Source organism: Prevotella pallens ATCC 700821, from assembly GCF_000220255.1.
GTDB classification, from domain to species: Bacteria; Bacteroidota; Bacteroidia; order Bacteroidales; family Bacteroidaceae; genus Prevotella; species Prevotella pallens.
In genome coordinates, this window is record NZ_GL982513.1 from 1,581,275 (window position 1) to 1,594,183 (window position 12,909).

At 34.4% G+C, this 12,909-nt stretch carries 11 protein-coding genes; 6 read left to right on the forward strand and 5 right to left on the reverse strand.

The features are described 5' to 3' along the window. Nucleotides 1–888 precede the first annotated feature (888 nt). From gcvT to HMPREF9144_RS06155, 6 genes are all read left to right on the forward strand, one after another. On the forward strand, nucleotides 889–1,974 hold the full coding sequence (gcvT, locus tag HMPREF9144_RS06130) for a glycine cleavage system aminomethyltransferase GcvT (protein ID WP_006045049.1): 1,086 nt from the start codon (nucleotides 889–891) through the stop codon (nucleotides 1,972–1,974). 71 nt (nucleotides 1,975–2,045) lie between these two features. After that, complete coding sequence (gcvH, locus tag HMPREF9144_RS06135; protein WP_006045050.1) at nucleotides 2,046–2,426, forward strand: glycine cleavage system protein GcvH; 381 nt, start codon at nucleotides 2,046–2,048, stop codon at nucleotides 2,424–2,426. A gap of 114 nt (nucleotides 2,427–2,540) precedes the next feature. Beyond that, nucleotides 2,541–3,851 (forward strand): aminomethyl-transferring glycine dehydrogenase subunit GcvPA, encoded by a 1,311-nt coding sequence (gene gcvPA / locus HMPREF9144_RS06140; protein ID WP_006045051.1) that lies wholly within the window; start codon nucleotides 2,541–2,543, stop codon nucleotides 3,849–3,851. Between the two features lie 50 nt (nucleotides 3,852–3,901). Further along, complete coding sequence (gcvPB, locus tag HMPREF9144_RS06145; RefSeq protein WP_006045052.1) at nucleotides 3,902–5,380, forward strand: aminomethyl-transferring glycine dehydrogenase subunit GcvPB; 1,479 nt, start codon at nucleotides 3,902–3,904, stop codon at nucleotides 5,378–5,380. A gap of 18 nt (nucleotides 5,381–5,398) precedes the next feature. Next, on the forward strand, nucleotides 5,399–6,757 hold the full coding sequence (lpdA, locus tag HMPREF9144_RS06150) for a dihydrolipoyl dehydrogenase (RefSeq protein WP_006045053.1): 1,359 nt from the start codon (nucleotides 5,399–5,401) through the stop codon (nucleotides 6,755–6,757). A gap of 366 nt (nucleotides 6,758–7,123) precedes the next feature. Further along, complete coding sequence (locus tag HMPREF9144_RS06155) at nucleotides 7,124–7,723, forward strand: riboflavin synthase (protein WP_006045054.1); 600 nt, start codon at nucleotides 7,124–7,126, stop codon at nucleotides 7,721–7,723. A gap of 131 nt (nucleotides 7,724–7,854) precedes the next feature. Here HMPREF9144_RS06155 and HMPREF9144_RS06160 read toward each other — a convergent pair whose 3' ends face one another. Genes HMPREF9144_RS06160 through HMPREF9144_RS06180 form a run of 5 tightly spaced genes read right to left on the reverse strand, consistent with a single transcriptional unit; the run spans nucleotide 7,855 to nucleotide 12,592 of the window. Beyond that, nucleotides 7,855–8,322, reverse strand: coding sequence for a nucleoside deaminase (locus HMPREF9144_RS06160; RefSeq protein ID WP_006045055.1), 468 nt, complete (start codon nucleotides 8,320–8,322; stop codon nucleotides 7,855–7,857). 37 nt (nucleotides 8,323–8,359) lie between these two features. Then, a complete protein-coding gene (locus tag HMPREF9144_RS06165) occupies nucleotides 8,360–9,016 on the reverse strand; it encodes an HD domain-containing protein (RefSeq protein WP_006045056.1) in 657 nt (218 codons plus the stop codon). Nucleotides 9,017–9,020: 4 nt separating this feature from the next. After that, a complete protein-coding gene (gene menA, locus HMPREF9144_RS06170) occupies nucleotides 9,021–9,980 on the reverse strand; it encodes a 1,4-dihydroxy-2-naphthoate octaprenyltransferase (RefSeq protein WP_006045057.1) in 960 nt (319 codons plus the stop codon). Nucleotides 9,981–9,992: 12 nt separating this feature from the next. After that, nucleotides 9,993–12,356, reverse strand: coding sequence for a putative porin (locus HMPREF9144_RS06175; protein WP_006045058.1), 2,364 nt, complete (start codon nucleotides 12,354–12,356; stop codon nucleotides 9,993–9,995). Then, nucleotides 12,353–12,592 (reverse strand): hypothetical protein, encoded by a 240-nt coding sequence (locus HMPREF9144_RS06180; protein WP_006045059.1) that lies wholly within the window; start codon nucleotides 12,590–12,592, stop codon nucleotides 12,353–12,355. Before HMPREF9144_RS06180 ends, HMPREF9144_RS06175 begins: the two co-directional genes overlap by 4 nt. Nucleotides 12,593–12,909: the final 317 nt, after the last annotated feature.

The window sequence follows — 12,909 nt, forward strand, 5'->3', positions numbered from 1 at the left end:
TTATTCCAATATAGTTTTCAAACTTCGTCTATCTATCCAGCAGCCATAATAAAAAGGCGTCTACAGAAGTAGCTAATGTAACAAAAAGAGGCTAACAAAATCAATAAAAGCCACAGAATTATAAAGGCATTGTTGTTTATGATGTCTAATTCGCAACTGACAGATATCTGAAACATAACTAACAGATATCTAAAATGCAACTGACAGATATCTGAAACAAACGTAACAGAAAGAACGCTATTTACTTAAACTTAAATGATAATATACGATGCGTATAAATTCACGCTTTTCATAGGCATCTAAACATCATTTACAATAGTACCTAAATATAATTTTAATAGCATATAATAATTAAACTTTCAAGTGTTTATTAAAGCAAAATGCCCATTTATTTTTCACTTTCAATTGGTAATTAGAACCCTGTTAGATTTTATTTTATTATTGAATAGATTGATTGACTTTACACCGAAGACATAGTGGACTACGATAAATTAGAAAAGAAAACAAGATGACTGGCAAGAAAACGAAAGCAGAAAAATTATAATGGTATAAACAAAATATGATGATGTTGAGCCTTAATAATCAATCGGAGTCTATTAGTTGTATTGTTCCCTTACATTATTTATAAACAGAATAGGCACAGCCTCTACTGACTAATTTAATGTTATTTTTCCATATAAGTCCTTATTTTATTTAGATCGGGGCTTATATAATGAATAGAGATAGAAGAAATATGCAATTATTTCTCCCAAAATTTTGTGCATTCAAAAAACTTCATTATATTTGCATCGCAAGAAAATAAGAGGTTTCCCAACCTAAATCAACAATAGCCGACCAATGATAAAATATCAAAGGACGGCATAAAAAAAATAAATTTCTAAAGCAATTATGGAGAACAAAAGAACATGCCTTTATGACAAGCATGTAGCATTAGGGGCATTAATGTCACCTTTTGGTGGTTTCGATATGCCTATTCAGTATTCAAGTATTATTGATGAACACAATGCTGTAAGAAAGCATTGTGGCGTTTTTGATGTATCTCACATGGGTGAGCTTGTAGTTTCAGGCAAAGAAGCTGAGAAATTCATAAACTATATCTTCACAAACGACGTTACAGGTTTAGCCGTAGGCAAGGTACTTTACGGAATGTTTTGTATGGAAGACGGTGGAGTTGTAGACGATACTTGTATTTGCAAAGTTGGCGAAAACGAGTTTATATTAACAGTAAATGCTGCAAATATAGAGAAAGACTACCAATGGCTAAAGAAACATACAGCAGGCTTTGACGTTAAGCTCGTTAATGATAGTGAGAAATATGGGCAACTTGCTATTCAAGGTCCAGAAGCTGAAAAGATAATACAAGATAAACTTGGTATACCTTGTTCTGACCTAAAATTTTATGAAGTGAAGAAGACACAGCACGAGGGAGAAGACATTATAATCTCTCGTACAGGTTATACAGGTGAAGATGGTTTCGAACTTTATGGAGCACCTGCATATATAGTGAAGATATGGGACAAATTAATGGAAGCAGGAGTAACTCCTTGTGGACTTGGTTGCCGCGACACTTTACGTTTTGAAGCAGGTATGCCACTTTACGGACACGAACTTTCTGAGACAATTACTCCTGTAATGGCAGGTTTGTCAATGTTCGTAAAATTCGATAAAGAAGACTTTCTTGGTAAAGCTGCATTATTAAAACAAAAGACTGAAGGTGTAACAAAACGTCTACGTGGCTTATGGTTAGACGATAATGCAATACCTCGTAATGGCTATAAAGTCTTTAAAGATGGTAAGGAAATAGGTGAAATTACAACTGGTTATAAACTTATCTCTGTTGAGAAAAGCTGTGCCGTTGCATTAGTTGATGCCGATATAAAGATGGAAGACCGTGTAGAAATACAAATTCGTAAGAAGTTCTTCCCAGCAACAGTAGGCAAGAAAAAGTTCTATGACCCACATTACGTTAAATAGAATTCGAAAAACATTAATATATTCTCACCTTATATATATAGCAATCACAATTTAATAAACAACAAAATAAAATGGCTAAAGTAATTGAAGGACTCTACTACGCAGAGTCTCATGAGTATGTAAAAGTTGAAGGCGATGTAGCTTATATTGGTATTACCGATTATGCACAACATGCACTTGGTAATGTCGTTTATGTTGATATGCCAGAAACTGATGATGAATTTGAGGCAGAAGAAGGATTCGGTGCAGTAGAAAGTGTAAAAGCTGCTTCTGATCTTAATGCACCAGTATCTTTTAAAGTTCTAGAAGTTAATGAGGCTTTAGAAGATCAACCAGAACTTATTAACCAAGATCCATACGCAAATTGGATTCTTAAAGTAGAACTTACAGACAAAGCTGAACTCGATAATCTTATGGATGCAAAAAGCTACGAAGAGTTCTGCACAAAATAGTTTATAAACAAGCATTCTTTAATAGTTTATAGCTGTTTTCCTTCTCAAAGCAGATTCTGGCAGAAGAAAAACAGCTATATTCTTTTTAGATGCAAACGACTAAATATTAGAAATATGAGTTTTAAATTCTTCCCACATACAGAAAAAGAAACAAAGGAAATGCTTAATAAGGTCGGTATAGAAAATATACAAGACCTTTTTGCTGATATTCCTGAAGTGCTACGCTTTAAAGGGGAATACAATATTCCTGAAGCAAAAAGCGAGATTGAAATAAGAAACTTCTTTAAGAAATTAGCAGATAAAAACCAACAATTAGTTTGTTTTGCTGGAGCAGGTGTATATGATCACTATACACCAAGTGCTATTCCTCAAATTGTAGGTCGTTCAGAATATCTCACTTCATATACCCCGTACCAAGCAGAAATATCACAAGGAACATTACACTACATCTTTGAATTCCAAAGTATGATAGCAGAACTTACTAATATGGATGTAGCAAATGCTTCTATGTACGACGGTTCTACTGCAACTGCAGAAGCAATGATGGTAGCCGCTGCACAGTCAAGTAAACGTAATACGGTATTATATTCTGAAACAATTAATCCACAGATTATAGAAGTGCTAAAGACTTATGCACATTTTAATGGCGTAAATCTTGCTCCAATAGCAAACGAGAATGGTATAACATCTAAACAAGATTTAGAAACAAAAATAGAATCAGGCAATGTTGCTGGAGTAATTGTTCAACAACCAAACTATTACGGAATAGTTGAAGATTTTACTGATTTTGCTGACGTATGCCATAAAAATAAAGCTTTGTTCATAGTAAATAGCGTAGCTGCCGATCTCTCTATTCTTAAGACACCAGGAGAATGGGGTGCAGACTTCGCAGTTGGAGACGTTCAAAGTCTTGGCTTGCCTATGGCATTCGGAGGTCCATACGCTGGATATATGAGTTGTACTCAAAAAATGATGCGTAAAATGCCAGGTCGTATCGTTGGACAAACAAAAGATTCACGTGGACAACGTGTATTTGTACTTACTTTACAGGCACGCGAACAACACATTCGACGCCAGAAAGCAACATCAAATATTTGCTCTAATCAAAGCTTAATGGCACTCTATGTAACTATCTATATGGCTATGATGGGTAAACAAGGTGTGAAAGAAGCTTCAAAAATAAGTTTTGATGCTGCTCATTATCTATGCGATAAGATGATTGCAACAGGGAAGGCACAGTTAGTTTATACTCAACCTTTCTTTAATGAATTTTTGCTAAAGGTCGAAAATCGTGATATGTTCTATGATAAAGCAATTGAAAAAGGTATTCTTCCAGGTGTAAAAGTTGGAGAAGATAAACTTCTTGTTGCTGTAACAGAGAAACGTACGAAAGAAGATATAGAGGCACTTGTTGCTCTTCTTTAAACTTAAATAGACTTTATGCAAAGTTTTATAACACTTAAATTTTCGAAGAAATGAATAATAGATTATATGGCAATTTGATTTTCGAGCTTTCACAACCAGGCTGTAAAGCTTATAGTCTACCTAAAAATGAGTTTGGGAACTATGAAATCCCAAACAATTTGAAACGTGAAAAAGATGCAGAGCTTCCTGAATGCGATGAACTTACAGTTGTACGCCATTATACAAATCATAGTGGGAATAACTTTGGTGTAGATAATGGATTCTATCCTTTAGGATCTTGCACAATGAAATATAACCCAACTATTAATGAAGAGATAGCAGCTTTACCCGGTTTTACAAATATCCACCCATTACAACCAATCAGTACCGTACAAGGTGCGTTAGAAGTTAATTATGGTCTTGCAAATGTTCTATCAAATATATCAGGTCTTGCTGACTTTACTTTAAATCCATTTGCAGGTGCTCAAGGAGAGCTTACAGGTTTAATGATAATTCGTTCTTATCACGAAAAAAGAGGAGATACAAAACGAAAGAAAATTATTATACCTGATTCTGCACATGGTACAAATCCTGCTTCTGCGGCAGTGTGTGGTCTTGATGTAGTAGAGGTTAAAAGTACAGCTGATGGGCTTGTTGATGTTGAAGACTTAAAGCCATTGCTCGGCGATGATATTGCTGGTATGATGATGACCAACCCTAATACATTAGGATTATTTGAAAAGAACATTCCAGAGATAGCGAAATTAGTTCACGAGTGTGGTGGTTTAATGTATTATGATGGAGCAAATCTTAATCCTCTTCTCGGTGTAGCACGTCCTGGCGATATGGGATTTGATGTAATGCATATTAATATTCACAAGACTTTCTCTACACCTCATGGTGGTGGTGGACCTGGTGGTGGTCCTGTTGGTGTAAGAGCTGATCTTGTAGAATTTTTACCAAAACCTCATGTTATAAAAACAGAAACAGGATACGATATAGATTTGCCAAAACCAACAGCCGAATACAATTTTAACAATATGCATCTTGGCTTGTTTATGGGAAATTTCTTAGTTTCTTTACGCGCTTATACTTACATTCTAACATTAGGTAGAGAGAACCTAAAGATGGTTGGTCCTTACGCTACACTCAATGCGAACTATGTAAAAGAATGCCTAAAAGACGATTATGAATTACCGATTGAAGGTTTTTGTATGCACGAATTTGTTTTCGATGGACTCAAAGATAAGAGCACTGGGGTAACTACTATGGATGTTGCAAAACGTTTACTTGATTATGGTTATCATGCTCCAACTATCTATTTCCCATTACTCTTCCACGAAGCAATGATGATTGAACCTACTGAAAACGAAAGTAAGAAAACTCTTGATGGTTTCATTAACATTATGCACACTATTGCACGCGAAGCCCGTGAAACTCCAAAAGAAGTTTTGGAAGCACCACACAATACACCAATTGGACGCGTCGATGATGTTCTTGCTGCCAAAGAGCCTATTCTTAATTATCGTCAAATAATGATGAAACAATAACATCTTTAGCTTTATATTATGGAAAAAACCGATTTAATTATCATTGGAGCTGGTCCTGGTGGTTACCATACCGCTGTACACGCTGCGAAAGAAGGTTTAAAGGTTACCATCATTGAGAAAAGATATCCTGGAGGAACGTGTCTTAACGAAGGTTGCATTCCTACAAAAAGCTTTGCTCACGATGCTGATTTATATCGCAATCCTTTATTGTCATGCACAAGTAGCAACAATGTTGATTTCGCACGTATACAAGAACGCAAGACTAATGTAATAACTCAACTTCGCGAAGGTGTGAAAGGACTTTTATCTACGCCAGGCATTACATATATAGAAGGTGAAGCAAAGTTTATAGATAAAAAGATCATAGAAGTAAATGGCACACAGATGACTGCCGATAATATAATTATCGCAACAGGTTCACATGCTCGTTTACTTCCGTTTATTCCAGCTTTCAATACTCCAGAAGGAGAAGCTTTGAAGAATAAAGTTCTAACTTCAACAGAGTTACTAGATATAGACCACGTGCCACAGACAATGGCTATTATTGGTGCCGGAGTTATTGGCCTAGAATTAGCTTCAGCGTTTGAAACTTTTGGAAGTAAGGTTACCGTTATTGAGTTTTTGAAAGAATGCTTGCCTTCTATCGACTCTGATATTGCAAAACGATTGCGTAAAACATTAGAGAAACGTGGTATAAATTTCAATATGAATAGTGGCGTAAAGAGTATTGTGGCTACAGAGGACAAGAAGCAAGCTATTGTAACTTTTGAACAGAAAGGTCAAGAAAAGAAAGTTATTGCAGACATTGTACTCGTCGCAACAGGTCGGGCAGCCAATATTGAAGGTCTTGGACTTGAAATTGCAGGTATCAACTGTATAAAACAAGGCATCGAAACTAATGAACACTATGAGACTAATATTCCTGGTGTTTATGCTGTTGGCGATGTAAATGGCAAACAAATGCTTGCTCATGCTGCAAGTTTCCAAGGTACACATGTTATTAATTGTATTCTTGGTAAGGAAGATAAAATACGTTTTGATATTATGCCTGCAGCAGTATTCACTTATCCAGAGGCTGGTTCTGTTGGTTTGTCAGAAGATTCTTGCAAGAAAGATGGTATAAAATATATCGTAAAGAAAGGTTTTTACCGCTCTAATGGAAAAGCATTAGCAATGGAAGAAACAGAAGGTATGGTTAAGGTAATGGCAGATGAAAATGGAAAAATACTTGGTTGCCATATATTTGGAGCACATTCAGCCGACATTACACAAGAAGTTGCTGTACTTATGAATAATGATGCTACACTTACAGAACTTGCCAATATAATTCATATACACCCAACCATCGGTGAGGTTCTTTATGATACAATTATTTAAGTCAAATATTTGGTACATTAAAAAAAAGTACTACCTTTGTGCTTAGAAAGGAAAAATTATAGTCGTATCGATTTGATTGGGATAGTCATCAAATAAATCTGAAAAACCGAGAAGACTTCTCTTGACAATGGCGGGCCACATAAAACGCATTTAGCGACTAAGCTTTCGAGCCAGTGGATTACAAAAGCAGAGAGCTCTCTTATCATAGATACTCGGACTTTTCATCACATCATCGATGCGACTTTCTCAAATCCTCTCAAGACGAGGACAATAAAAGAGGTGGAGTTCCTAAAGGAGTTCCACCTTATTTTTTGTAAAGTAGTTATCTATATTTGTTTAATAAAAAAATTATAAAATAAAAGAATTATGTTCTCTGGAATTGTTGAAGAAATGGCAGAAATAATAGCCATCGAACGTTATAAAGAAAATATAGACTTTGTTTTAAAGTGTTCGTTTTCCAACGAATTAAAAATAGATCAAAGCATTGCGCATAATGGTGTTTGTCTTACGGTTGTTCGTCTGCAAGACGATACTTACACTGTAACAGCTATGAAAGAAACTTTAAGCAGGTCAAATCTTGGTTTATTAAAGGTTGGCGATCGTGTAAATATAGAGCGTTCTATGTTAATGAATGGCCGATTAGATGGTCATATCGTTCAAGGTCATGTCGATGAAATTGCTCATTGTATTGCTATGGAAGATGCAGATGGTAGTACCTACTTCACTTTTAAATATAAAAATGATAAAAAAATGGCGGGGCGAGGATACTTTACGGTCGATAAAGGTTCAGTTACTGTAAATGGAGTTTCGTTAACTGTATGTGAGCCAACCCTTGATACATTCAAAGTGGCAATTATTCCTTATACACGTGAAAATACAAATTTCTGCGATATGAAAATAGGAAGTGTTGTTAATGTTGAATTCGACATACTTGGTAAGTATATAGCAAGACTTAATAGCTTATAAACTTAAAAATTCTATCAAAGTAGAAATCTATGTTCTAATAGATAGAGCATAGATTTTTTATATGTCCATATTTTAAAGTAAATTCATTATACCTTCAAGATAAAAGAATGTAACATTATATCTACTTTTATCTAATATTCCATCTTATCATCTTTTAATGTCCACATTCTGAAAGCATTACTAGCCTCCTTATGGAGTAAAATTTCGGAAGGTTTCTTTCTATATTTTGGTTCTATAGCTAGTTCTTTATAGATAAAATCATCATCGAAACCAATTTCGGAAGCATCTTTACGATTGTTCCCATAATAAATTTTAGCGAGATGTGCCCAATAAATAGCTCCAAGACACATTGGACAAGGTTCGCATGAGGTATAAATTTCACAATCGGTAAGTTCGAATGTATTCAGTTTTTCGCATGCATTGCGTATTGCACAAACTTCAGCGTGGGCTGTAGGATCGTTGTTTATAGTAACCTTATTGCTTCCTTCTGCTATTATTTCTCCGTTTTTGGCTATTAAAGCTCCAAATGGACCACCACCATTTCGAACACTTTCTTCTGATAACTCGATAGCTCTGAGCATTAATTCTTTCTTCGTCATAGTTTCTTTGTTATATAAACAGTACAATTATTATTGTTTATTGTATCTGTTTCTGTTCAGATTGTTTAAATATTTCATTATATAATTCATCGAAGATTTTTCTTAATTCAGATTGTCTACTTATTAATTCACGAATAACCTCTAGTTTTTTTGCATTAGGCGAGTTTGGTATCCATAAACGTATGTATCCTTTTCTTCCATATTTTTCATTAATATGATGATTGAAACGTTCCCATTGCTCTTCCTTATTTTTCTCCGGATAATTTTCCAATCCGTATAAAACTATACGCGAGAAAACTATATTAAAATCTAATTCCCTATCGGCTTCTGCAACTATTTTTCCGTAAATACTACGTGGAACACGCGAACTACTAGCACGATGGTCTTCTACAGCTTCTTTCATAATGCGTAGTTGTTCTGTGGAAAACCATTTCTTTAGTCGTGCATCGGCAGCTAAAATTTTACCACTTGTTATATGATGAATAGCACGTGGTCCCTCCATTCCTAAATCATGATAGGCTGCTGAAACATATACCATATTTGGATTAGCACCTGTTACAGAGACCAGCTCAAGTGCATTCTTAATAACTCTTTGTACATGTCCTATCCCATGCGACCTTCCAAAAGCATTATATCGTGGTAGAATTTGTTGTTCTACAAATTCCATAAGATCTAAATCTACCTTGTTATCCATCTTTTTATAACTTTATTAAAAGTATTCCTATTGTTGCCAATAGCCCATAAACAAACATATTGCGAGCTGTTTGTCCTAATACGTTGTTCAGTTCTCTACCAACTTTTATTCTTTTCATTTCGTTCCACGTTCTTATATGAAACAAAAGATAGAAAAATAGTACGGCATTGCTAAGAATATTCATAGTTCCATTGGTAAAAGTAAAGACTATTGCCATAAGGCATACACCCATTATACCCAACCAAAGATATAGTTTTTCTGTCCTTTTTTCGCCTATACGCACAACAAGTGTGTATTTATTGGCTTGCTTATCGTTTGTTCGATCACGATAATTATTCACAACAAGCAAAGTATCTATAATTAATCCACAGGCAATAGAAGCTATAAACACTTGCCAAGTAACAATTTGTGCCACTTTAGGTAATATAACATAATAGGTCATACAAACTGGTACAATGCCAAAGAAAATAAGTACAAGTAAGTCGCCTAAACCTAAATAAGACAGTTTTGTGGTGTAAAGAAAGCAAAAAGCAACACAAAACATTCCAACAACAATCATTCTCCAACCACCATAATATATAAGTGGCAGTCCAACAATACAAGCTAATATTGTAGTAAGAAAGAGTCCTCTTCGCATTGCACGTAATGTTATCCAGCCCTCACTACAAGCACGTTTAGGTCCAAGTCGCGTTTCACTATCATCGTTTCCTTTCAAACAGTCGAAATAATCGTTCACAAAATTAGCATCTATTTGCATAATGAAAGCGAAGAATACACATAAAACAGCAGGAATAATTTGGAAACGCTCCCACCCTATGTCTATAAAAGCAAAAGCAATACCTATCATTATAGGCACACTTGCTCCTGTAAGTGTTTTAGGACGTGCTGCAAGAATCCATGCATTTAACGAATTTACCTTAACATTTGTCTCCAATTTTGATAGTAAATCTTTTGTTTCCGACATTTGTTTAGTTAATTAATTAAAGAAGTCCCAACTTATTCCGAAGCGTAATATTCTCTGATTAAGTGGATAATGCGGAGTAAAGAAATAATCGCCACTATCTCCACTATTAATATGCGACATCATTATAAAGAAACGTGTATGTTGTAACTTAAAGTTAGCATAAGCATTAAATATAGGATAATTACCTATCTTTGTTTTACTAGCTTCTGTTTCTTGTATTCCAAATGAACCGATACCTGGAATATATTCTGGAGCATAATATTTGGTAAAATATCTTCCATCTATACCAAGGTCGCAATCTAAAACTCTTGCTATTTTAAAGCGAATAAAAATATTGCTATAAACATTCAGTGCAGGAACTGGCAGAACTATATCGTTGCTCGATTTTTGATATGTAATGAGGTTTTGCCAATTAACTATTCCAAACTTAAAGTTTTGTTGCAATTGAAGTGTAAACAAACTTATCGCACTTGCATGTTGTCTTACATTTACTTTATTGTTCTGTACAAGATAATTATTACCACTTACTATGCGGTCGTTTTGTAAGCCAAAGTAGGTATAATCTTTTAATACATCATAGCCAACACGAAGTTGTGTTTTAGTTTTCTTTAGCGCAAATGCTCCTAATATACGAGAATGTATTTGTTTATCGAGATTATTTTCCCACCAGAAATGTCGCGAATGGAACATATTCATATAGAAAGTTGGGGCTGTTCTATGAAAAAAGGCTGTAGCGGCAAATTGAACTGTATCTCCTAAAAGAGGAAAATTAAGATCTGCCGTACCATCTATTTTGAGCTGTCCTGCCCTATCGCCTACTAGATATGTTTCCGCACTTATATTATAATGTAAGGTTTTTCCGTTTGTCTTTAGCAATTGTCCTCCAATAGAAACATCATTTTTATTTATTTTTTCATATCCGCCAAATAAAGAGACTGTTGACGACGGAGTTGCCGTTTGCAATACAGGCAATTCATAGTGTCTCAGTTCGTGAGAAACAAATGCTTTTAAGCCTGCTTTAGCCCATTTATTAAATCCTTCTAATAATGCAATTGCAAAAGTATTATGGAGCGACCAATGTTTTGTTTGGTCATAAATAGAATCATTTGCAGTTACTGTATTGTAATAATAATTATTTGCATAATAAGAAGTTGGTGTTTCGTATGCCTGATAAATTCTTCTGAAGTTATCAAAACGTACAGTATGAATAAAACTAGTTACAGGTACATATTCGTTTTTCATCCACTTATTTGTCGAATCATTTACGGCTACATCTTTTTGTTGCGCATCGTGAATGTTAAAACCTTTCAATTGGTTGCTATTATTAATAGTATCATTCAATACTGTCTGATTAGTTGTATTATTAGCTTTCTCCTCATCTTTTATATGTGCATTAAATTCTTCTTCATTAAAAGTTTCGCCATTTTGCTTTGCTTCTTCTATTGCTTTCTTTCGTGCTTCATTTATTTCTTGTGCTTTTTTTGATTTTATGGCAAACTCTTTTGCTTTTATTTCATCCTTCGTCATTGGAACCTTTCTATAGAATCCTAAACTGTAACGATGATTAAAGAAAATGTGCTGATTGTCGTTTCTATTCCAATTTCGTGTTAAGACTGTTGGAATTTCATTTGTTTCAAACGATTCGTTAAACATATCGGGGTGTGTAATATATGCATCGTTTGTTATGCCTCCATTTTCAGCTACTTTCTGATGATTTAGAGATAGAAGAAGATTTGCCTGATACTTTTCACCTGTATACGAACCCCATAAAGCATAATCGATGAGCGAAGTGCTTTGATTACTGTAATAGCCTCGTCCATAAAGATAGTCGAATTTAAATCCAAATCCCCACATTTTACCAGCGTTTACTGCAAATAAAGCTCTAAATTGGTCTTCGCCATTAGTGCGATTTCCAGCAGTACTATAAGAAAGATTTGTTATAGGAGATAAAGTTGATGTAAAAAGAAATTTTGAAGGAGGAACAACAAATTTATCATAAGGTGCAATAAAAATAAACTCTGGCTGTGTAGTTCTATCTATGAATATACGATTTAGACGGGGAGATCCTAAATTTCCTAACGAATTGTATTCGCCTCTTAGTCCTGTGGTAAAGAAAGAATTCATAAACATCTCCGACAGAGTATCTGGTTGAGCTGTTTTTCTATCTCCAAAACGTTCATCAATAGTCCATACTTTCACCCCGCGAGGAACTTCTTTATGTTGGCTTTGTATAGAGTCTGAAATACCAAATTTTTTATCACGTTTAGTATTCTCTGTTGCAAACGTGCCATTGTCCGATATATCATTATAATCTTGCGCAGAAGAAACCAATGATATAGTAAGAAAACTAATAATCAGGAATATATATTGTTTCATTGATTAAATAATCGAAGTGCAGCTTCAGCGAATTTAAAAACCATTGACGATAAAATAATGATAATTCCAATTGTTTGATCGGCTAAAGCAAAATAGAATATAACTCCAATAACAGCACCAACCATAAAAATTATATTAAGCCATTGACGCAGTGCCGAAACTTTATTTTTATTTTCTCGTAGCGGACGTCTATTATGATGGGGACGCACCAAATTGCTTTCGTTTTCTTCTGCCATAATCTCTTTTTATATAGTTCCATTTTTATTAACTCCTGTCTCGCATAGAGTAGAGAAAGAAGTGATAAATAGAAAGAACATTTGTTTAAAAGAATTCTATTTAATTAGTTATAACAAATAAATTTGTACAGCAAAGTTATAAAAAAATACTTGATTGTTGCTTTCTCACTAAACATTTAACGTTCATTTGTAATTTTAGTTTGCATTCTTAATCTATAGGGTTGTAAGATTTAAGTTTTATAGGTAACATTATTAAAATGAAAGACGCTAAAAATCACAACATTAAGGTTGGTTATGTTTACATATATAAGAACAAA